Annotated in this window: 15 protein-coding genes; 8 read left to right on the forward strand and 7 right to left on the reverse strand. The window is 71.5% G+C overall.

Annotated elements, in window-relative coordinates; genetic code table 11:
• The gene (locus ADX84_RS05815; protein ID WP_049568667.1) at window positions 1-2,034 is read left to right on the forward strand and encodes a thioredoxin domain-containing protein; all 2,034 of its coding nucleotides are present in this window, start codon (window positions 1-3) and stop codon (window positions 2,032-2,034) included.
• Window positions 2,035-2,122: 88 nt separating this feature from the next.
• Here the strand turns inward: ADX84_RS05815 and ADX84_RS05820 are convergent, their stop codons facing one another.
• Window positions 2,123-3,490: a serine/threonine-protein kinase gene (locus tag ADX84_RS05820; protein ID WP_049568670.1), complete on the reverse strand. Its 1,368-nt coding sequence runs from the start codon at window positions 3,488-3,490 to the stop codon at window positions 2,123-2,125.
• A 314-nt stretch (window positions 3,491-3,804) separates the two neighbouring features.
• Here ADX84_RS05820 and ADX84_RS05825 point away from each other — a divergent pair, with 314 nt between their 5' ends.
• The 3 genes from ADX84_RS05825 to ADX84_RS05835 all read left to right on the forward strand — a co-directional run bounded on the left by ADX84_RS05825 (window position 3,805) and on the right by ADX84_RS05835 (window position 6,936).
• The gene (locus tag ADX84_RS05825) at window positions 3,805-4,416 is read left to right on the forward strand and encodes an RNA polymerase sigma factor (protein WP_049568674.1); all 612 of its coding nucleotides are present in this window, start codon (window positions 3,805-3,807) and stop codon (window positions 4,414-4,416) included.
• Window positions 4,417-4,509: 93 nt separating this feature from the next.
• The gene (locus tag ADX84_RS05830) at window positions 4,510-5,271 is read left to right on the forward strand and encodes an isoprenyl transferase (protein ID WP_049568677.1); all 762 of its coding nucleotides are present in this window, start codon (window positions 4,510-4,512) and stop codon (window positions 5,269-5,271) included.
• A 306-nt stretch (window positions 5,272-5,577) separates the two neighbouring features.
• Window positions 5,578-6,936 (forward strand): PhoH family protein, encoded by a 1,359-nt coding sequence (locus ADX84_RS05835; protein ID WP_049568681.1) that lies wholly within the window; start codon window positions 5,578-5,580, stop codon window positions 6,934-6,936.
• A gap of 263 nt (window positions 6,937-7,199) precedes the next feature.
• Here the strand turns inward: ADX84_RS05835 and ADX84_RS05840 are convergent, their stop codons facing one another.
• Entirely contained in the window at window positions 7,200-12,110 is a 4,911-nt protein-coding gene (locus ADX84_RS05840) for an SCO7613 C-terminal domain-containing membrane protein (protein WP_049568684.1), read from the reverse strand.
• Window positions 12,111-12,544: 434 nt separating this feature from the next.
• On the opposite strand from ADX84_RS05840, the gene ADX84_RS05845 reads away from it, so the two are divergent.
• Window positions 12,545-13,243, forward strand: coding sequence for a lytic transglycosylase domain-containing protein (locus ADX84_RS05845; RefSeq protein ID WP_049568687.1), 699 nt, complete (start codon window positions 12,545-12,547; stop codon window positions 13,241-13,243).
• A gap of 58 nt (window positions 13,244-13,301) precedes the next feature.
• Complete coding sequence (locus tag ADX84_RS05850; RefSeq protein ID WP_199776483.1) at window positions 13,302-13,949, forward strand: lytic transglycosylase domain-containing protein; 648 nt, start codon at window positions 13,302-13,304, stop codon at window positions 13,947-13,949.
• A gap of 77 nt (window positions 13,950-14,026) precedes the next feature.
• Here the strand turns inward: ADX84_RS05850 and ADX84_RS05855 are convergent, their stop codons facing one another.
• The 5 genes from ADX84_RS05855 to ADX84_RS05875 form a co-directional block, all read right to left on the reverse strand.
• Window positions 14,027-15,922, reverse strand: a complete 1,896-nt coding sequence (locus ADX84_RS05855) for a serine/threonine-protein kinase (protein WP_049568693.1) — start codon at window positions 15,920-15,922, stop codon at window positions 14,027-14,029.
• A gap of 183 nt (window positions 15,923-16,105) precedes the next feature.
• Complete coding sequence (locus ADX84_RS05860) at window positions 16,106-17,497, reverse strand: class II fumarate hydratase (protein ID WP_049568696.1); 1,392 nt, start codon at window positions 17,495-17,497, stop codon at window positions 16,106-16,108.
• Between the two features lie 143 nt (window positions 17,498-17,640).
• Window positions 17,641-18,210 carry a DUF1707 domain-containing protein gene (locus ADX84_RS05865; protein WP_049568699.1) on the reverse strand — a complete coding sequence of 190 codons (570 nt, stop codon included), beginning with the start codon at window positions 18,208-18,210 and terminating at the stop codon, window positions 17,641-17,643.
• 119 nt (window positions 18,211-18,329) lie between these two features.
• The gene (locus tag ADX84_RS05870; RefSeq protein WP_049568702.1) at window positions 18,330-18,770 is read right to left on the reverse strand and encodes an RNHCP domain-containing protein; all 441 of its coding nucleotides are present in this window, start codon (window positions 18,768-18,770) and stop codon (window positions 18,330-18,332) included.
• Window positions 18,767-19,150: an RNHCP domain-containing protein gene (locus tag ADX84_RS05875; RefSeq protein ID WP_049568705.1), complete on the reverse strand. Its 384-nt coding sequence runs from the start codon at window positions 19,148-19,150 to the stop codon at window positions 18,767-18,769. The genes ADX84_RS05870 and ADX84_RS05875 overlap by 4 nt, the downstream gene beginning before the upstream one ends.
• 408 nt (window positions 19,151-19,558) lie before the next feature.
• Between ADX84_RS05875 and ADX84_RS05880 the strand changes: the two genes are divergently transcribed.
• Both ADX84_RS05880 and ADX84_RS05885 read left to right on the forward strand, forming a co-directional pair.
• Complete coding sequence (locus tag ADX84_RS05880) at window positions 19,559-20,488, forward strand: ABC transporter ATP-binding protein (protein ID WP_049568708.1); 930 nt, start codon at window positions 19,559-19,561, stop codon at window positions 20,486-20,488.
• Window positions 20,485-21,306, forward strand: coding sequence for an ABC transporter permease (locus ADX84_RS05885; protein WP_049568710.1), 822 nt, complete (start codon window positions 20,485-20,487; stop codon window positions 21,304-21,306). The genes ADX84_RS05880 and ADX84_RS05885 overlap by 4 nt, the downstream gene beginning before the upstream one ends.
• The last annotated feature ends 46 nt before the right edge of the window (window positions 21,307-21,352 follow it).

Here is a 21,352-nt window from a genome sequence, read left to right on the forward strand (position 1 = left end):
ATGTCCAACCGCCTGAGCGACGCGACCAGCCCGTACCTGTTGCAGCACGCCGACAACCCGGTGGAGTGGTGGCCCTGGGGCGAGGAGGCCTTCGCCGAGGCCCGCCGCCGCGAGGTCCCCCTCCTCATCTCCGTGGGCTACGCGGCCTGCCACTGGTGCCACGTCATGGCCCACGAGTCCTTCGAGGACCACGAGACCGCGAACCGGATGAACGAGCTGTTCGTCAACGTCAAGGTCGACCGCGAGGAACGCCCCGACGTCGACGCCGTGTACATGGAGGCCACCCAGGCCATGACCGGCCAAGGTGGCTGGCCCATGACCGTGTTCGCCACCCCCGACGGCGCGCCGTTCTACTGCGGCACCTACTTCCCCCGCGACCACTTCCAGCGGCTGCTCGAGGGCGTCGGCTCCGCCTGGCGGGACAAGCGGGCCGACCTCCTCGACCAGGGCCGCCGCGTGGTGGACGCGCTGGCGGCCCCGCGCCGCCTGGCCTCCTCCCCGCCGCCGACCGCCGCCGACCTCGACCTGGCCGTGCAGGCCCTGGTCCGCGACTACGACGTGGTCAACGGCGGGTACGGCGACGAGCCCAAGTTCCCGCCGTCCATGCTGCTGTCCTTCCTCACCGCGCAGCACGAGCGGACCTTCCCGTTCCAGAGCGCCGACGAGCCCACGCCCGCCGCCCTCATGGCGGGCGGCACCGCCGTGGCCATGGCCAGGGGCGGCATGTACGACCAGATCGGCGGCGGCTTCGCCCGCTACACGGTCGACGGCGCGTGGGTGGTCCCGCACTTCGAGAAGATGCTCTACGACAACGCCCTCCTGCTGCGCGCCTACGCCCGCCTCTCCCGGCGCCCGGTGGGCACCGACCCCGCCGCCGTGGCCGGACGGTCCCTCATGCTCAGGGTGGTCCAGGAGACCGCCGACTGGATGCTGCGCGACCTGCGCACCGCCGAGGGCGGGTTCGCGTCGGCCCTGGACGCCGACAGCGAGGGCGAGGAGGGCACCTACTACGTGTGGACCCCCGATCAGCTCACCGAGGTCCTGGGGGAGGAGGACGGCGCCTGGGCCGCCGAACTGTTCGAGGTGACCCCGCAGGGCACCTTCGAGCAGGGCACCTCGGTGCTCCAGCTCCGCCGGGACCCCGACGACCCCGAGCGCTACGACCGCGTGCGCGCCGCCCTGCTCACCGCTCGCGCGGACCGGGTCCCGCCCGCCCGCGACGACAAGGTGGTGGCCGCGTGGAACGGGCTGGCGATCGCCGCGCTGGCCGAGGCGGGCGCCCTGCTGGAGCGCCCCGACTGGATCCGGGCGGCTCGGGAGGCGGCCGACCTCGTCCTCGACACCCACGTGATCCGCGGACGGCTCGTGCGCACATCCCGGGACGGTCGCCCGGGGCCCAGCGCCGGGGTGCTGGAGGACTACGCCGACCTCGCGGAGGGGCTGATCGCCCTGCACGGCGTGACCGGTGAGGCCCGCTACGTGCGCGAGGCCGGGAGCCTGCTCGACACCGTCCTGGACCACTTCGGCGACGACGACGGCGGGTTCTACGACACCGCAGACGACGCCGAGAAGCTGTTCAGCCGCCCCCAGGACCCCACGGACAACGCCACACCCTCGGGCCGGTTCGCCGCCGCCTCCGCGCTGCTCTCCTACGCGGCCCTGACCGGCGGTGAGCGCCACCGGGCCGCCGCCGAGGGCGCACTGGCCGTGGTTCCGCTGCTGGCCGAGAAGGCCCCGCGCTTCGCCGGTTGGGGCCTGGCCGCCGGTGAGGCGTTGCTCAGCGGGCCGCGCGCCGTCGCCGTGGTGGGGGAGCCGGGTGACCCGGAGACCGAGGAGCTGGTGCGTACGGTGCTGCGGTCGGCGCCCCTGGGCACGGTGCTCTCCCGGGGAGACGGAAACGACAGCGGGGGAGTGCCCCTGCTCGAACAACGAGTCCGCGTCGGCGGCAGGGCCACCGCCTATGTCTGCGAGGGTTTCGTCTGCAAACTCCCCGTCACCACTCCGGAGGAACTCAGGGCGCAGCTGACCCTTTAGTCGGCCTCAAGTCGGCTTTTTGGTTGAAATGTGAACCACATTCGTCCGATGCGCCGCATTTCCAGGGGAAGAGGCGGACCCCAAAGGGTCACAGCAGCTCAATGCCCTCGACGATCTCGTCCACGACGTCGGGACGGTAGTCGGGCTGACGGATTTCCAGGTACACGGTCCTGGGGGTGTCCGGCGGGTGCACGGCGACGGAGGCGAAAGCGCCGTTGCCGTTGCACTCGGGCCACTCCCAGACCATTCCCTGCCAGTCGCCGTCGTTGATCGCCCGCTCCTCCGGCTGCCCCGGGCAGGGTTTGGTGTCCGCGACGGTGTCCAGGTTCGGCGCACCCGGGACCACGGTCGCGTACACCCCGTACGAGGGGACGTCGGTGGAGTGCCAGTCGTCCACGTCGGTGGCGGCCAGCAACCCCTGCCCCGCTCCGGCGTCGGTCACGGAGTCGCGGGCGTCGTGGTCGGTGTGGAACTCCCGGGCCCACACGGAGGGCACGTCCACGCGCATCTCCATGGCGGAGTTGCGCACGGTGGTCAGCGCCATGCCGGGCGCCCCCAGGGACGAGCTGACCCCCGCGACGAGCAGCCCGCAGGCCAGGACCAGGGCGCCCGCCCGCTGCCAGGGCATCCGGTAGCGGCGCCACCAGGACGAGTCCTCGGGCATGTTGGGCGCCATACGGATGGCACGGACGCGGTCGGTGAAGGTCTTGGCGTCGGCCGGGCGGCTCTCCCGGTCCACGGACAGCGCGGACAGGATCAGTTCGTCCAGCGCCGGAGGCAAACCTGGCCGAATCCGGCCAGGCGCCACCCTCACCGGAGGCCGCGACGGTGGCCGACCCGTGATGAGCTCGTAGGCGACCGCGCCCAGCGAGTACACGTCGGAGCGCACGTCGAGGTCGCCGCCGGGGATGCTCTGCTCGGGGGACATGTACCCGGGCGTTCCCGCGGCCGCCGTGAAACCGGACGCCTCGTCGATCGCCTTCGCGAAGCCGAGGTCGGCCACGAGCACGCGCTGGCCCACGGGGGAGGACTGGAGGAGCACGTTCGAGGGCTTGATGTCCCGGTGGATCGTGCCGTGGCCGTGCAGCACGGTGATGCCCTGGCCGATCTCCGTGAGCAGCCGCAGCGCCTCGTCCAGGGGCAGCTGGCCCCGGTGGACGAGATCGGCGACACTGCCCTGGTCGGCGTAGGTCATCACCATGTACGGGCGCCCGTCGGGCAGCACGTCGACGTCGTGGACGGCCACCAGCCACGTGGAGTCGGTCTGGCGCAGGATGCGCGCCTCCTCCAGGAACCGGTGCTGGATGTCCATCTGGTGCGCCCAGTTCTCGGCGAGTACCTTGATGGCCACCGGGTAGTTCAGCAGATCGTCCTGCGCCAACCAGACTGTGGCGAAGGAACCGGAACCCAGGCGCCTGATGACGCGGTAACGTCCGAAGGCCTCCGGTTGGCTCATCTTCGCCTCGGTCTGTCGGGGGTGAATACGCGGTCGTTGCCCACTAATACACCATCTGCGCCTTCACGTTGACTTCCGTGGATATGATCCCCTCCCCCGGGTATCGTCGACGCCTTCGGGGCATGGAGACTGGAGGTGCCCTTCGAGTTCCGTGCGCCATGTGCACCACGGGGCGGAGATCGTGAGGATTCGTGAGGCGGGAGCCGAACGGGGCTCATAGACGTCCCATTGACGTGTGACCCTCTCATAAGTGGGCGCGTACGCGTTCGTGCGGACGATCGGACGTCTGTCGCAAGCCAGGAAGAGAATGAGCCATGCACAGTAGTGACAACTCGGAGAACGAGGAGACCCCCACCCCCCGACGTCGGGTGGCCAGCAACGTGGACGAGGAACTGGAGGAGCTCGCGCGCCGCGCCAAACACGGTGACGCCGTGGCCCTGGACGACCTCCTGCGTCGCATCCAGCCCGAGGTGCTGCGTCGCTGCGCCCGGTTCCTTCCCTACCGCCAGGACGCCGAGGAGGCCTGCCAGGACGCGCTCCTGCGGGTCGCCCGCAAGATCGACAGCTTCAAGGGCGACTCCCTCTTCACCACGTGGCTCTACACCGTGGTGTCCAACTCCGCCCGCCAGACCTACCGCTCCATGAAGCGTCGCTCCGCCGAGTTCCCCACCGAGGCCGAGCGGATGCCGCACCAGCAGGACCCGCGCACCACCAGCGTCATCGCCGGTTCGCGGATCGACCTGCTGGAGGCGCTGGACCAGCTGGAGAAGGACCGCCCCAACCTCGTGGCCCCGCTGGTGCTCCGTGACCTGTGCCAGATGGACTACAACGAGATCGCCTCGGAGCTGAACCTCGCCCTGGGAACGGTGAAGTCCCGCATCCACCAGGGGCGCAAACACGTGCGTAAATCGCTCGCCGTGACGTGACGTCCACGGGCGAACTACTCTGGAGGAATCCCCGTCGGCCCATCCGTCACAGGAGTGCGCCGTCCCATGATCCAGCTCTGAGAGGTTTCGCCAATGGGGCTCCGTGACCCCCTGTACTGGCTCTATGAGCGGCGTCTCGAACGCGGCCTGACCAGCCAGGAGATTCCCAGGCACGTCGGTGTGGCCATGGACGGCAACCGGCGCTGGGCCAAGAGCAGCGGTCTCCCGGGCGCCGAGCAAGGTCACCAGGCCGGGGCGAACAAGATCTTCGAGGTGCTCGGCTGGTGCAACGAAGTCGGTGTGCAGGTCGTCACGTTGTGGATGCTGTCCACGGACAACCTCACCCGTGACGAGAACGAGCTGGGTCCGCTCGTCCGCATCATCGAGGAGACCATCGCGCGGCTGCGCCAGGAGGGCTGGAACACGCGCCCCGTCGGAGCGCTCGACGTCCTGCCCGATTCCACTGCCCGTGCCCTGAAAGAGGCGGAAGAGGCCACATCCGGCAACCCTGGTCTGGTTGTCAACGTCGCCGTCGGGTATGGAGGTAGACGTGAGATCGCTGATGCGGTTCGGTCCCTCCTCCAGGAGGAGGCGGCCAAGGGCACCGGTATCCAGGAGCTGGCAGAGCGCCTGGACATCGAGGACATCGCCCGGCATCTCTACACGCGCGGACAACCCGACCCGGACCTGCTCATCCGTACCTCCGGTGAGCAGCGTCTCTCGGGTTTCATGCTCTGGCAGAGCGTGCACTCGGAGTTCTACTTCTGCGAGGTCTTCTGGCCCGCGTTCCGCAGAGTGGACTTCCTGCGCGCGCTGCGTGCCTACGGCGCGCGCAACCGGCGCTTCGGCTCCTGAACCCCGGCCCCACGTTCCCACCCGCCCCCGTTCCGCGGGGCGCGCCGTGTCTGTCCACGGCGGGTCCGTAACGCGGAGTTCACCGGTTGGTGGGCAAGGGACCTGGAAAACGGGCTCTCGGCCGCGTAGCGTCGAAAACAGCGGATGGCGTTCGTCCATCCGTTCGGGAGGCCCCGTCTCGTTGATCTTCTCCGCCACGGCGGGATGTCGAAGAGGAGGGCCGGACCCGGCCCTCGTGGGCCTGGTCCCGGTCCTCCATGATCCCGTGACAGCAGGGCACCCACGCGGTGCCCAAGGGGAGAACGAGTGGCTAGTTCCTCGACCGATCACCGCGACACCCAGCCCCCCACCGCCCCCGATGTGGAGGCGGTGGAGGGTAAGCGCGTCTACGTGCTCGACACCAGCGTCCTGCTCGCCGACCCGATGGCCATGGCCCGGTTCGCCGAACACGAGGTCGTCATCCCCGTGGTGGTGATCACCGAGCTGGAGAGCAAGCGTCACCACCCGGAACTCGGATACTTCGCTCGCAGCGCCCTGCGTCGACTGGACGACCTGAGGGTCGCCCACGGCCGCCTGGACGTGGCCGTCCCGGTGAACGAACAGGGCGGCACGCTCCGGGTGGAGCTCAACCACAGCGATCCGACGATCCTGCCCGCGGGATTCCGGCTCGGTGACAACGACACCCGGATCCTCACGGTGGCCCGCAACCTCCAGGCCGAGGGTGAGGACGAGAGCTCGGTCGTCCTGGTGAGCAAGGATCTGCCGATGCGGATCAAGGCCTCCTCGATCGGTCTCCCAGCCGACGAGTACCGGGCCGAGCTCGCCATCGAGCACGGGTGGACCGGGATGGCGGAGCTGGACGTGCCCGCCCACAACATCGGCGAACTGTTCTCCGCCGGTGAGAGCGAGATCGAGCAGGCCAGGGACCTGCCCTGCCACACCGGTCTGGTCCTGGTCTCGGAGCAGGGCAAGGCGCTGGGCCGGGTCCAGGCGGACAAGTCGGTCAAGGTGGTGCGCGGGGACCGGGACGTGTTCGGTCTGAAGGGGCGCAGCGCCGAGCAGCGGATCGCGCTGGACCTGCTCACCGACCCGGACGTCGGCATCGTCTCCCTTGGTGGCCGCGCGGGCACCGGGAAGTCGGCGCTGGCGCTGTGCGCCGGTCTGGAGGCCGTCCTGGAGCGCGCCCAGCACCGCAAGGTGATGGTGTTCCGGCCGCTGTACGCGGTGGGCGGCCAGGAGCTCGGCTACCTGCCGGGCAGCGAGAACGACAAGATGACGCCCTGGGGCCAGGCGGTGCACGACACCCTGTCCGCCGTGACCAGCGAGGACGTGATCGAGGAGATCGTGGACCGGGGGATGCTGGAGGTCCTGCCGCTCACGCACATCCGGGGCCGCTCGCTGCACGACGCCTTCGTGATCGTCGACGAGGCGCAGTCCCTGGAACGCAACGTGCTGCTGACCGTGCTGTCCCGGCTGGGTGAGAACTCGCGGGTGGTCCTCACCCACGACATCGCCCAGCGCGACAACCTGCGGGTGGGCCGCCACGACGGGGTCGTCGCGGTGATCGAGAAGCTCAAGGGTCACCCGCTGTTCTCCCACGTGACCCTGACCCGCTCCGAGCGCTCACCCATCGCCGCCCTGGTCACCGAGATGCTGGAGGCCTAGGGGCAAGTTCGGCGGACCACGCCCCGCCGCGCGTCGCCCAGGCGGCGTCGGCGGGGCGTTCTCACCAGTCGACGGCCGAACCGGGGCCGAAGACACTTTCTTCGGCTCTTCCAAGCACCCCTGGGTGCACCGTGCGCAACGGTCAGCATTTCCGCCGGACACGGCCCAGCCGGGTCCCCGGAACCGGACCGAGCAGTCGGGTGCGCCCGTCCCACTGAACGTGGGGCGGGCGCACCCCCGCGCAGGCAGCACTCGACCGCTGCCTACCGCAGTTGGGAGAGGTACCTCCCGACCTGGCGCAGGCGGGTGAGGCTGGCCTCGTAGCGGGCACCCACGAACAGCAGCACGGCGCCGATCACCGCGAACGGGAGCCAGTTGGGAGTCAGCTGGCTCAGCTCCCACAGGGGCGGCCCGAAGGCGCGCAGCGACGTGACGAGCAGTGCGAGGCCGCCGAGCACCAGGGCGGCGCTCAGACGCTGGCGCAGCCCCCACACGGTGACGGCCAGACCCGCCGCCAGTACGGCCGGCACCCGCCAGACCATGTCGTCCCCGGTCAGCACCTCCCACACGGTGGGGCCCAGGAGTAGCGCCAGCCCGCCGCCGTAGGCGAGCCAGCTCGACGGGGTCCTGGCCGCCTTACGCGACCACTCCCAGCCGATCACCAGGAAGGCGAGCGCGGGCAGGGCCGTGTACGCCTCCGGGACGGTGACCTCCCAGGACGCCAGGGCCGTCCACAGGGCGAGGAACATCAGCGCGGCGCCGACCCCCGCGTACCAACGCCGGTGCGGCCGGACGGCGCTGGCCAGGCTGATCACCCCGACCACCGCCAGGGCCGTGGCCACCAGTTCCAGCCGTCCGCCGTTCAGGACGGTGAGCAGCAGAGTGACCCCGGCCCACGAGGCGGCGGGGACCTCGGCCGCCGTGACCAGGGGGTGGCCCAGACGCGGGGCGACCGCCGCCACGGCGGCCACCACGGCGAGGGGGCCGAAGGCCGCGTACTCGACCGGCGCGCCCAGGGCCAGCGGCAGCGCGAGCGCGAACCCCCCGGTGGCCGCCGTGGAGACGGAGGTGGAGGCGATCGCCACGAACCGGGTCCGGGCCAACGCGGTCACCACGGAGAGCACCGCGGCCGCCGCCAGCAGGACCGCCACGGCGCTGTGCCGCTCCGAGAGCGCCCAACCGAACGCGAGGGAGAGCGAGAACAGCCCGCTCGCCCAAGGCGCCCAGGAGAGCCGGTCGTCGCGGAGCAGTGCGGCCCCGACGAGCAGGAGGGCACCGACCGCGAGGGTCCACACCAGGGCGACGAGGAAGGGCAGGCCCAGCGCCACCGGCAGCGGGAGCAGGGTCAGGGGAACGACCAGCGCGGCGACGGGTACCAGCATGGCCCGGTCCACGAGGAACACCGCGAGCAGGGCCAGCACCCCGGCGGCCAGCAGTCCCACCGAGACGGTGAGCGCGCCCAGGGCGTCGGACGGCCCGGGCACACCCACGAACACGTGCGCGGGCTCCAGCAGGGCGGAGAGCGGTGCCCCGCCGACGGCGTGGGTCCGGGCGAACAGGGCCAGGGCCGGGAGCCCGGGCGGGCCAGCCACCAGCGGCACGAGCGCCAACAACAGCACCCCCGCCCCGCCGAAGGGAACCGGTGCGTCGGTTCCCGGCCTCGCCGCCCTCAGGCGGTCCGTGCGTCCCAGCACCAGGGCAGTCATACCGAGCACGAGGGCGGCGGCGCCCAGCAGCCACCAGGGGACCTGGCCGGGGGCGCCCACGGTGGCGGACCCGATCAACAGTCCGCATCCGGAGAACAGGGCGAGGGACCACGCGACGACGGTCAGCCCGTACACGAACCGTTCGGGGGAGTGCGCCGCCTGCGGGGCCAGGCCGTGGCGCAGGCGGGCGGAGACCAGCGTGACGGCGGCGATCAGCGACAGGACGATCAGCGCCGTGTGCTGCTGGGGGAGTGCCCAGCCGAGGGCGAGCAGCATCGTGGCCAGTCCGGTCGCCCCCGGGAGCGGAGCCAGGGACGGGCCCACCCGCGAGGTCCACAGGAACAGGGCGGCGCCGACCAGTGCCGTCCACACCACGGCCACGATGAGGGGTGCGCCCAGCAGCACCGGCAGCGGGACCAGGGTGAGCGGCGCGACCAGGGCGATCGCGGGCCGGAACAGGCGGCGGTCGAGGAGCAGCGCGGCGCCGAGGGAGAGAGCTCCGAAGACCAACAGCCCGGCCGCCATGAGCAGTGAGGTCAGGGTGTCCGACGGGACCGGCAGCCCGACGAGCGTGCTCGCGGGCGCGCCCATGGCCCTGACCGGGGAGGTGAACGCGCCGCCCCCGGGGACGAGCGCGGGGATCGTCGGGAAGCCGTTGGGGCCCACCAGCGGTGGGACCGCGGCCAGCAGGACCAGGCCCGCGACACCGAACGCGGACCACGTTCCGCCGGTGCCCCTCTCCCCGCCCCGGTCCGTTCGTCCCAGGACCAGCGCGCACGAGCCGAGCACGAGGGTGACGGTGCCCAGCAGCCACCAGGGCGCCATGCCCGGGGCTCCGGCCCCGGCGGAGACGAGCAGGGCGGCGAAGGAGAGGAGAAGGAGGGTGCTCCACGCCGCGACAGTCAGCTCGCGCACGAGCGTGGCACCGGGAGCCCCTCCGTTCCGGACACCGGTGGGGGAGGCCCGCAGGCCCTGGTGCGCCCACGCGGAGACCGCCACCGCCACGGAGGCCGTCAACAGCGTGACCAGGGTGGTGTGCTGCTCGGGCAGGGACCACACCAGCGCCAGCAGCATGGTGGCCAGACCGGTCACCCCGGGGAGCCAGGCGACGGACGCGCCCACCCGCGAGGCCCACAGGAACAGGCCCGCGCCGACCAGCGCCGTCCACACCACGGCCATGATGAGCGGCGCTCCCAGCAGCACCGGCACGGGAACCAGGGCCGGGGGTGCGACCAGGGCCACACCGGCGGGGAGGCAGCGGCGGTCGATGACGGCCACCAACCCCAGCACCAGGGCGCCCGCCACGAGCACGCCGAGCGCCATCCCCAGAGCGGTGAGCGGGTCGGGCTGCGCGGGCACCCCGAGCGCCGCGTGCGCCGGACCCCACATCGCTCCGACCGGAGCCGACCACGGGGCGGTTCCGGGGATCAGGGGCAGGGACGGAGCATCCCCGGGCAGCGCCATGAGCGGGGCCACGGGCAGCAGCGCCAGACCGACCAGCGTGAACAGCCAGCGCGGGTCGGAAGCGGGCTGCTCGCGGCCCGGGACGGGCCCGCTCGGGACCGCAGGAGCGACCCGGCCCAAGGTCAGGGCGGTCGCCGCGGACAGCAGGGCGGCGGCGGTCAGCAGCCACCACTGGGCCTGGACCGTGCCGTCCGCGCCCCGGTTCCCGATCAGGAAGGCGATCCCCGCCAGCAGCGCCAGGGCCCACAGCAGCGTGCCGCCCATGGAGAGGGTCGAGGCCCGGCCGCCCGGTTCGGGACGGCCCTCGGCGGCGGAGAACAGGCGGGCCCCGACCGCGCAGACCAGCGCGGTGGCGGCCAGCATCAGCACCGCCGCGAGGGTCATGTACCGCTCCGGCAGGGCCCAGACCAGTCCCGTGACCAGGGTGAGCGTTCCGGTGACCACCGGGATCGCCCCGGCCCACCGGCCAAGGAGGGCGGAGCCGAGGACCAGGCCGCCACCGACGATGAGGGCCCACACCACCGCCACGACCTGCGGCAGCCCGAGGAGCAGCGGCGGCGCCAGCAGTGCGGCGGGGGCGACGAGGGCCAGGGCCACGAGCAGGGCGGAGCGGCGCAGCAGCCAGACCGCTCCCACGGCCAACCCGGCGGCCACCAGGACCCCGGCCAGGTACACGAGGTTCAGCGGCGGCAGCGTGCTGGCCCGCTCCAACTGGAGGAGTTCCACGGCCGGGAGGGTCATCGCGGACGGCTCCAGGCTCCACGGCCAGGCCGTGAGGCGGGGCAGGACCGGCAGGTGGGCGGGACCGGCCACCAGCGGGGCCAGGGTCAGGGAACCCAGGCCGATCACCGTGTACGCGGAGAACGTGCCCGGTGCCGGAACCGTTCCGGACCGGCGCCAGCGGTCGGCCAGCAGACCGGTGACCCCGGCCAGGAACAGGGTGGTCGCCATCGACCACCAGCCCAGCGGGTCGGTGCCTGAGTAGCCGGTGGCGGCCAGAACCACCACGAGGGCGACGACCAGGGCGAGGGACCACAGGACCACGGCCGCTGCCCACAACGTGCGGACCGGAACACCGGGACGGGGAGCGCCGAGGAGGCGCACGGCCGCCAGGTCGGCGAGCGCGGTGGCGGTGACCACGGGCAGCAGCCAGCCGGGGTTGCCGTCGCTGGGCAGCGAGACGACCAGCAGCAGCGGCACGGGTTGCGCGAACACGACCGCCAGGACACGCGGTGAGCGCAGCGGCACCAGCGCCGGGTACAGCAGCAGGAGCGCGCTCATGATCGCCAGCGCCGCGGCGGTGTAGCCGGGGCCGTTGCTGATCCGGTCGCTCAGCAGCCACAGGGCGAGGGCGTCCACGCAGAGCAGACCGGCGGCCACGGCGCCGAACGTCTCGGCGGTGGCGCGCAGTCCGCGCCGGTACAGCGGCAGGGCCAGGCCCGCGAAGGTCAGGGTGGTCAGCCCGAGCACGCCGGCGCGGGCACCGGTGCTCATGTCGCTCCAGGTCCAGATGGCGAAGACCAGGGCGGCGATGCCGATGAGCAGTCCGCCGAGGCCGAGGATCACGTTCTGGGCCGAGCGCTGGCTCACCTCTCGGGTGCGCTCGGGCGCCGGTCCGGCGGCGGACGCGGTACCTGGGGCGGGGCCCGGTGCCAACTCCTGCCGCGCGGCGGTCGGAACCTCGACGACCATCGGGGCCTGGGCCCGTGCCCGGACCGCGACCGGAGGCGGGGGAGCCGGTGCGGGTACCGCCCGGCGTGCGAGTTCCTCGGATTCCCGGCGCAGGCGGCCCAGCACGAGGGGGCGCTCCTGTGAGAGGGCGCGCTCCCGTCCGCGCAGGGCGTCCAGTTCGGTGTCGATCCACCACAGGCGCTGCGCCGTCGGCCCGACGAGACTGAGCCCACAGCGCCCGCACGCCCGACCGGCCGCGCCGAGCGGCGCGGCGCAGTCGGGGCAGTGGCGTGGTGGGCCGGGCGGTGGCTGGGGGAGTCCGTGGGCGTTCATACCGACATGTTCCTCGCGCGTGCGCCTCGGCACATCAGTACGGGTACTCAGTCGGCCGGAGCGGTTCGGGCGCAATCCGGTGACGGCGGCCTCCTCCGGCCCGAGCCGGAGACGAGTGACACAGCCCGGAGGGACGTGGAGCACCCTGACTCTTTGTGTTCCCTTGCAGGTCACAAGTCCGCGATGCGGGCACATTCCGTGATGTGAGTCAGGACACGGCAAAACTGGCGTTACTTCACCGTGACGATGATGCAGGCTGAGGGCGCTGCACCGAGAATCCCCCCTCCCGTGTGGGAGCCCCACCCCGTGGACGGTCGAACGGCGACTCCGTCCCCTCCACGGCGCACACGAAGGGCCGCGCGGCCCCTGGCGGCGACCCACACCACGCGAGATCCCGAACCAGGGCACGCGTGCGTCAACGTGAAAGGGCGATCTTGATAGCCAACCGGATCTCACTGCGCCAGATGAGCGCGGTCGGAGCCGCCGCGCTGGTCGCGGGCGGCATGTTCTCCGTCTCGGCCTTCGCGCAGACCGGCGACCTCGACCCCGGTCAGGCGGCTTCGGCGGCCACCCCACAGCAGCCGGAGGCGCCCCAGGAGGAGTTCTTCGCGAGCCCTCCCGCCGTCGACGACGCCGAGCGCGAGAGCCAGCGGGACCAGGGACGGGACGACGTACGGACCGCGGCCGAGCAGGCCGTCCAGTCCACCAGCGGAACCGGCGCGGAGATCGCCGAGCCCGAACCCGAGCCCGAGGAGGAGACCCCCGACACCGGCTCCTCCGAGGGTTCCGGCTCCTCCGGCGACTCCACCCCGGCCGCCCCGGTCCCCGCGGGCTCCGCCAAGGAGATCGCGCTCCAGATGGTCCTCGACCAGGGCTGGGAGGCCGACCAGTTCCACAGCTGCCTCGAGCCCCTGTGGGAGAAGGAGAGCAACTGGAACCACCAGGCGGAGAACTCCAGTTCCGGTGCCTACGGCATCCCGCAGTCGCTCCCCGGCGACAAGATGGCCTCCCACGGCTCCGACTGGCGGACCAACCCCGCCACCCAGATCTCCTGGGGCCTGAGCTACATCAAGGACCGCTATGGGAACCCGTGCGGCGCCTGGTCCCACTCTCAGGCCAACAACTGGTATTAATAGGTTTTTCCCTGCCATTAACCCCCTTTTGGGAAAGGCAATCGTGCTACTCAACCGAATGTCGCTGCGTAGTACCGCGGCGGTCGGTGCGGCGACCCTGGTCGCCGGTGCGACGTTCGCCGTCTCCGCGTTCGCGGACGACGGTGTGGACCCGGAGATGGCGGCCAGCGCCGCCGTGCCGAGGTCCGAGGAACCCGCGGCCGACACCGAAACCGAGGGCGACGAGTTCTTCTCGGCCTCGGAGCAGTTGACCGAGGACGAACTCCTGGAGCTCCGCGCGCAGGCGCAGGACCAGCGAGACGCTGCCAAGGGCCAAGGGGTGCAGTCCACCCTGGCCAGCGGTAGCGACATCGAGGAGGAAGAGGAAGAAGAGGAGGAAGCGGAGGAGGAGCCGGTGTTCTCGGGCGACCCCAAGGGCATCGCCCGCCAGATGGTCGCCGCCGAGGGCTGGGGCGCCGACCAGTTCGACGGTTGCCTCGAGCCCCTGTGGGAGAAGGAGAGCAACTGGAACCACCAGGCGGAGAACTCCAGTTCCGGTGCCTACGGCATCCCGCAGTCGCTCCCCGGCGACAAGATGGCCTCCCACGGCTCCGACTGGCGGACCAACCCCGCCACCCAGATCTCCTGGGGCCTGAGCTACATCAAGGACCGCTACGGCACCCCCTGTGAGGCCTGGGCGCACTCCCAGTCCGTCGGCTGGTACTAGGTACTGGGTCCCCCGAACAACGAAAGCGGCCCCGCGCACCTCGCGCGGGGCCGTTTCGCTGTCCGAAACCCTGCCGTCTACTTGTGCGGGGTGAAGGTCTCGACGACGTCCTCGTGGACGTTGTCGAAGTCACCTGCCTCCTCCCGGGGCACGTTCACGCTCACCAGGTAGAAGACCCGGTGGTCGCCCTGCTCCAGGACCACCGCGTAGGCCCAGAGCCGCCGCTCCGACTGGCCCCAGTTGGTGTTGACCAGGTCGGCCTCGACCATGGCGACGTCCAGCCCGGCCAGACCGCCCTCGAAGTCGTCCCGGTCGAAGTCCTCGGTGTCGCGCACCTCGTAGCCGCTGGTGGCGTCCTCGATGTCGGTGCCGCCGTCGGTCTGGGCGAGGAACTGCTCGGCGGTGCCGGTGAACTCGGTCTCCTCCCAGCCCTCCACCATGACCTCGTGCTCCATCCCCGGAGCCACGAACAGCGCGATCGACTCGGAGATCTGGCTGTCGTCGGGGGACCAGCCTCCGGGGTAGGAGATCGAGAACCACTCGGAGTCGAAGGTCTGGAGGTCGTCCTCGTCGTACTCGGGGGGAATCCCGTCGACCCGGACACCGCCCTCCGGTGTGTCCTCGACCTCCTCGCGGCTCTCGGCCCGTCCGGGCTGCTCGACCACCGGGTTGTCGGACACCCCGGGGGACGTGCCGGATCGCAGGGCCGTCGCCATCACGATGCCGATGACCAGCAGGACCGCCACGGCCAGCGTTCCCAGTCCCAGCACGGTCCCCAGGCCGCAGCCGCGGCGGCGCGACCGCGGTGCGCTCGCCCCGTGGGCCATGCCCATCTGGGGCCCGCTGTGGCCGCCCCCGTGCCCGCCGTGGAAACCGGGACCACCGTGGCCGTACCCGCCCTGGTCGTATCCGCCTTGGTCGTACCCGCCCTGGTCGTAATCGACCGAGCCCGCCGCGTGCGCGTAGTGCTCCTGGTCGTGCTGACCGTACTGGTCCTGGCCGGGGTAGGGGCCCTGCCCGTAGTAGCCGTCACCGGAGGGCTGGGAGGCCGGGTGGGGGGTCTGTGGACCGCTTGCGGCGGCGCCCAGGGCCGCACCGGCCACTCCGGCCACTCCGGCCGCGCCCGCCGCTGTGCCTCCGGAGGCCGCCCCGCCTCCGCCGCGGCACCGCTTCAGCAGATCCAGGGCCTGCTCCACGGTGAGTCGACGGTCCGGGTCGCGTTCCAGCAGACCGGTGACCACCGGCTCCAGCCACGCCGCCCGCGTCATCGGCGGCAGCTGGGCGGAGATGACCGCGGCGATCGCCGCGGTGATGGAGTCGCGGCGGAACGGGGAGCTCCCCTCCACCGCCGCGTACAGCGTCACGCCGATGCTCCACAGGTCGCCGCGGTGCTCCGCCGGTCCGCCCTCCAACCGCTCGGGCGGCATGTACTCGGGCGAACCGATCAGGGCACCGGTCCGCGTGATGCTCGGACCGCCCTCCATGGTGGCGATCCCGAAGTCCGTGAGGATGACCCGGCCGTCGGAGGACATCATGATGTTGCCCGGCTTGATGTCCCGGTGCAGGACACCGGCCGCGTCCGCCGCGCGCACCGCCTTGAGCAGCGACTCGGCGATGTCGGCGACCTCCTCCGGAGGCAGCGGCCCCGAACCGCTGAGCAGGTCCTGGAGCGAACCGCCCTCGACCAGCTCCATGACCACCCACGGGTCGTCCTCGTACTCGAACACGTCGTGGATGGTGATGACCGTGGGGTGGTTGATCCGCGCGGCGGACTGGGCCTCCCGCCGGACCCGCGCGTGCGCGTCGGCGCGTTCGGCCTCGGTGAAGTGGCCGGGAAGCAGCACCTGCTTGATCGCCACGACCCGGTTCAGGGCCGTGTCGTGCGCCTCCCAGACGATCCCCATGCCGCCACGGCCGAGTTCTCGGCGCAGGACGTAGCGGTTCGCGATGGTCGGCTGGCTGTTACTCGACATCTGTCGCCCTCTCGGAGCGGGCACTCTGCGGGAAGTTCTGACTACTGGGTCCGACGCCCACGGTAGGGGGAAGGTTCCGGCCTCCGGGCCCTCGGTGGCACGTCGTGAAGGTGACGTCGGTGACGCACGAGGGGGCACCCCGCGTTCGCGAGGTGCCCCGGGGGTCCCGTGGACCGGTGGAGACTACTGCTGCGAGTTGGTCATCTTGAGGACGTCGAGGGCGGAGTCGAGCTGCTCCTCGGTGAGCTTGCCGTCCTGCACGTAGCCGCGCTCCAGCACGACCTCGCGGATGGTCTTCTTCTCGGCCAGCGACTGCTTGGCGACCTTGGCGGCCTCCTCGTAGCCGATGTACCGGTTGAGCGGGGTGACGATCGACGGGGAGGACTCCGCGTACACGCGGCACTGCTCCTCGTTGGCCCTGATCCCGGCCACGCAGCGGTCGGCGAAGACCGTGGAGACGTTGGCCAGCAGGCGGATCGACTCCAGCACGTTGCGCGCCATCATCGGCAGCTGCACGTTGAGCTCGAAGTTGCCGGAGGCACCGCCGAAGGCCACGGCGGCGTCGTTGCCGACGACCTGCGAGGAGACCTGGAGCATGGCCTCGCACAGGACCGGGTTGACCTTGCCGGGCATGATCGACGAACCCGGCTGGAGGTCCGGGAGGAAGACCTCGGACAGGCCGGTGGTCGGGCCGGAACCCATCCAGCGGATGTCGTTGGCGATCTTGCAGTAGCCGACCGCGATGGTCCGCAGCTGGCCGGACAGCTCGACCAGGGCGTCGCGGGCGCCCTGCGCCTCGAAGTGGTCGCGGGCCTCGGTCAGCGGCAGGCCGGTGTTGGCGGCGATCTCGGCGATGACCCTGGCGGAGAAGCCCTCGGGGGTGTTGATGCCGGTGCCGACGGCGGTGCCGCCCAGGGGCAGCTCGGCCACGCGCGGCAGGACGGCCTCCAGGCGCTCCACGCCGTAGCGGACCTGCGCCGCGAACCCGGCGAACTCCTGGCCCAGGGTGACCGGGGTGGCGTCCATCAGGTGGGTGCGGCCGCTCTTGACGATCGCCGCGAACTCGATCGACTTGCGGGTGAGCTCGCCCTCCAGGTGGCGCAGCGCCGGGATCAGCTCGTTCTGGACGGCCGAGGTGGCGGCGATGTGGATGGAGGAGGGGAACACGTCGTTGGACGACTGCGAGGCGTTCACGTGGTCGTTCGGGTGGACGTCGAGGCCGGTGCGCTCCTTGGCGACGGTCGCCACGACCTCGTTGGTGTTCATGTTGCTGGAGGTGCCCGAGCCGGTCTGGAAGACGTCGATCGGGAACTCGTCGTTCCACTTGCCGTCGGCGACCTCCAGGGCGGCCTCGCGCACGGCCTTGCCGAGGTCGTCGGAGATCACGCCGAGCTCGGCGTTGACCTTGGCCGCGGCGGCCTTGATCTGGCCGAGCGCGGCGATGTGGGCGTTCTCCAGCCCCTGGCCCGAGATCGGGAAGTTCTCGACGGCACGCTGGGTCTGGGCCCGCCACTTGGCCTTGGCCGGGACCTGGACCTCACCCATCGAGTCGTGCTCGATACGGAACTCACTCATTGCAACCCATCTCTCCTGGGAAAACCTGTGACCTCAAGCCTGCCAGACGCAGCAGGACACAACGCACCTCACCCTGGGTTCCCGGTGTTGCGCGTGTCATGTTGACATCCGCGCAGGTCACCAAGGCCGAGTCGGGCGCTCCGTCAGCGTTCGAGGCGGCGGCGGGCCCCGCGGAGGCCGAGGAGGAGACGGCGCCTGGGCGCGCGCACCCGCACCGTCCCGAACAGGCAGAAGCCGTCGATCTCCAGGACGGGCGGACGGGACATCGTGCTGTCCCGGGCGTTGGTGCTGCGTCGGCCGAGGAAGGACCAGCCGTTGAGCCGCACCTCCACGCCCTCGGGGACGTCGATCACGACCCGGCCGAGGAACGTGCTGACCCTCATCCGGTGGTGGTTGTGTGTGAGCAGGGCCTCACGCATGTCGATCTCGGTGCGCCCGCACACGGCCCCCGCCAGCTCGTCGGGGAGCGCCACCCAGCGCCCCCGACGGGTGAGGGTGGTGAACCAGCTGACCATGGGTTCGGGGTCGAGCTGGATCGGCTGCTCCTCCGCGGGCAGGAGGTCGGCGGTGATCTCCGGCAGTTCCCCGAGGGTCCTGGCCGCCTCGACCCGGTCGAGGCGCTCCTCGAACTCCTCCATGTCGATCCGGCCGTCGGTCACGGCGGAGCGCAGGACCTCACTGACGCGTTCGCGGTCACTGTTGGAGGCCCTCATCCGGGCGGGGGAGACTTCCTCACTCACGCCACTCACCCTAGGCGAGCGACGTTCACGGTGGCGGCGGTCGTGGGGCCGGGCGAGCCCGACCCCACGACCGATCACTCGAACACTCCAGGTCAGAGGAGTGTCAGCGCGCGCCGCGCCGGAGCGGCGGCCGAAAGCGGCCGCACCGCGATCCGCACCAGGGCGCGGGCGTTGTCGTCACCCGCGACCCGGTTGGCGCTGAGTTCGCCGCACGCCAGGCAGCGGTGGACGACCAGCCACTCGCCGTCCGGGCGGGCGCTGACACCGGCGGCCTCCATCCGGCCACGGCAGCCGGCGGCCCTGTCGCCGGGGACCCGCCCGTCCACGTGCAGGCTGGTCAGGCAGTGCGGGCAGTGATTGCGGTGCGCCGTACCCGGCGCCCGCAGCGGGACGTCCAACCGGCACTGCGCGCACCGGAACGACTCCGCGGCCGGGCCGTGACGCCGCCCCTGTTCCCCCCGGGACCGCAGGACGGTCTTGGGGCGCTGCTCTCTGCGCTGAGCGCGCCGGTGGCTACCGCGACCCACGCTCACACCTCCCCGAGCATCTCGAGCGGGAACGGCGGCTCGGCGAGCGGGCGCACGGCGATCCGCATGAGCACCAACGGGTTGTCGTCGGCGGCCACGGCGCTCTCGGAGAGCTCGTCGCAGCGCACGCAGCGGTGGACCAGCCTCCATCGGCCGTCGCGCGCGACGACGACGGAGATCGGGGTCATGCGCCCCTCGCAGTCGCAGACGCCGCCCTCGACCTGGTCGTGGACGTGGAGCGAGGTCAGACAGCTCGGGCAGTGGTCGCGCGGAGTGCCGTCGGAACCCAGGAGGGAGACGGACAGGCCGCAAAGGACGCAGCCGAAGACGGCACGCGCGTCGTGGTCGGAAACGGTGGTTCTGGGGTCGGGATCGTGATGGGACAACCCGGAGGCTCCTTGCTGGAGAGGTGAAGAGTCGACAGCAAGAGCGCCGAGCGGTTCTCGACGTGGGGCGGGGTCCGTTCAGACGTCCGAAGGGTGTCGGGGCATGCGGAGTCCCGCGCGGCTGTGAGGCGCGCTCGGCGCGTTCCGGGGCATGGACCTCAGTCCTTCTTGCGTGGGCTCACGCCCGCGCGTACGTGTTCGGTTCCGACCCCTCCACGGTAGGGAGGCCCCCGGAACCCGCGCAACGGGTTTTCGGCGTCCGTCCCGCGCCGCCCAGCGCCTGTCCCGCGCCCGTCCGGTGTGCGTCCGGCACGTGCGGATAAACGATGGATTTTCACGCGCTCCGCTGCCTACCGTGTTCCCATGACCACACCAGAGCCCGGTCGGGCCGTCCCCGGGAGCGCCGCCATGACCTCCCGCGAGGCGGACTCCACCGTGCCAGCCCTGCACCTGCGCGGCGTCGTCAAGCGCTTCGGATCGCTGACGGCCGTCGACGGACTCGACCTGGAGGTACCCCAGGGAATCGTCCTCGGACTGCTCGGGCCCAACGGCGCTGGCAAGTCCACCACCATGAAGATGCTCACGGCCCAGTCCATCGCCGACGAGGGGACCATCAGCATCCTCGGCCACGAGATCCCCGCCGAGTCCAAGTGGGCGCGGGCCCGCATGGGCGTCGTCCCCCAGCACGACAACCTCGACGAGGAACTCACCGTCGAGCAGAACCTCCGGATGTTCTCGTTCCTGTACCGGGTCCCCCGGGCCCGTCGTAAGGAGGCCATCGCCCGCACCCTGCGCCTGGCGCAGCTCAGTGACCGCGGAGACACCCCCGTCGACGACCTCTCCGGCGGGATGCGCCGCCGCCTGCTCATCGTCCGCGCTCTCCTGCACCGGCCCGAAATGGTCCTCATGGACGAACCCACCGTCGGCCTGGACCCGCAGGTGCGGCAGGAGCTGTGGGGCGTGATCACCGCGCTGCGCGACGAGGGCGCCACCGTCCTGATGTCCACCCACTACATCGAGGAGGCCGAGCGCCTCTCGGACGAGGTCGCCCTCATGGCGAGGGGGAGGGTCGTCGAGCGGGGAGCCCCGGCCGACCTCGTCGCCAAGTACGCGGGGGCCAGCGTGGAGGAGTACACACCGGGCCCGGACGGGACGGCTGCCCTGGAACGGCTGCTCCGCGGCCACGGCTTCACCACCCGGCGCACCGGCACCACGGTGTCCGTGCTGCGCGCCGAGGAGCTCCCGGAGTCGGTCCGGGACCAGCTGGGCACCCCCGACCGCAGGGACAGCAACCTGGAGGACGTGTTCGTGACCCTGACCGGGGAGTCCGTCGAATGAGCCTGTCACAGCGTCACGAGGACGCCCGCCCCGAACGGCACGCCCGGCCCGGCCGGTTCGAGGCCGACGCGGTCAGGGGAGTGGTCGCCCGCGAGTGGATCCTCTACGGGCAGTCCTGGCGGGCCACCACCTTCGCCGCCGTGGTCGAACCCACCCTCTACCTGCTCTGCTTCGGGTTCGGCATGGGCGCCCTCATCGGGACGCTCGCCGGGTTCAGCTACATCGACTTCCTGGGCACCGGGATCGTCGCGGTGTCGGTGATGTTCCAGTCGATGATGCCCGCCGTCATCAACACCTTCATCAAACGCCGCTTCCTGCACACCTACGAGGGCATCCTCGCCGCCCCCGTGGACGTGCGCGAACTCGTGACCGGAGAGGCCCTGTGGCTGGCGCTGCGGTCCGGCGTCTACGGGTGCGTGCCGCTGCTGGTGGCGATCGGGTTCGGGCTCAAGCCCGGCCCCGGGATGCTGCTGGTGCCGTTCATCGCCTTCCTCGCCGGGTTCGCCTTCGCGCTCTTCGGGATCTGGATCTCGGCGGTGATCACCTCGGTGCGCTCCATGGACTACGTGTTCAGCGGACTGTTCACCCCGCTGTTCCTCATGGCGGGCACGTTCTTCCCGCTCACCGAGCTGCCCGACTGGGTCCAGACGGCCGCCATGGTCAACCCGCTCTACCACGCGGTCGAACTCATCCGGGGAGCGGTCTTCGGCGGGCTGGACGCCCTCGCCGCCCTCGGCCACGTCGGCGTTCTGCTGGCCTTCGTGGTGCTGATGTGGAACCTGGCCGCCTTCCAGATGCGGCGCAGGGTCGTCAACTAGCGGGAACGGCGGCGGCGGGGGAGAGGCCACCCCCCCCGCCGCCGCC

Source organism: Nocardiopsis sp. SBT366 (genome assembly GCF_001083815.1).
GTDB lineage: Bacteria > Actinomycetota > Actinomycetes > Streptosporangiales > Streptosporangiaceae > Nocardiopsis > Nocardiopsis prasina.

What these genes read in the sequence shown, in the direction of transcription:
- ADX84_RS05825 (WP_049568674.1), top strand. Translation starts at nt 3,805, where the DNA reads ATGCACAGTAGTGACAACTCGGAGAACGAGGAGACCCCCACCCCCCGA.
- ADX84_RS05865 (WP_049568699.1), bottom strand. Translation starts at nt 18,210, where the DNA reads ATGAGGGCCTCCAACAGTGACCGCGAACGCGTCAGTGAGGTCCTGCGC.
- ADX84_RS05820 (WP_049568670.1), bottom strand. Translation starts at nt 3,490, where the DNA reads ATGAGCCAACCGGAGGCCTTCGGACGTTACCGCGTCATCAGGCGCCTG.
- ADX84_RS05815 (WP_049568667.1), top strand. Translation starts at nt 1, where the DNA reads ATGTCCAACCGCCTGAGCGACGCGACCAGCCCGTACCTGTTGCAGCAC.
- ADX84_RS05850 (WP_199776483.1), top strand. Translation starts at nt 13,302, where the DNA reads ATGTCGCTGCGTAGTACCGCGGCGGTCGGTGCGGCGACCCTGGTCGCC.
- ADX84_RS05830 (WP_049568677.1), top strand. Translation starts at nt 4,510, where the DNA reads ATGGGGCTCCGTGACCCCCTGTACTGGCTCTATGAGCGGCGTCTCGAA.
- ADX84_RS05840 (WP_049568684.1), bottom strand. Translation starts at nt 12,110, where the DNA reads ATGAACGCCCACGGACTCCCCCAGCCACCGCCCGGCCCACCACGCCAC.
- ADX84_RS05880 (WP_049568708.1), top strand. Translation starts at nt 19,559, where the DNA reads ATGACCTCCCGCGAGGCGGACTCCACCGTGCCAGCCCTGCACCTGCGC.
- ADX84_RS05860 (WP_049568696.1), bottom strand. Translation starts at nt 17,497, where the DNA reads ATGAGTGAGTTCCGTATCGAGCACGACTCGATGGGTGAGGTCCAGGTC.
- ADX84_RS05855 (WP_049568693.1), bottom strand. Translation starts at nt 15,922, where the DNA reads ATGTCGAGTAACAGCCAGCCGACCATCGCGAACCGCTACGTCCTGCGC.
- ADX84_RS05885 (WP_049568710.1), top strand. Translation starts at nt 20,485, where the DNA reads ATGAGCCTGTCACAGCGTCACGAGGACGCCCGCCCCGAACGGCACGCC.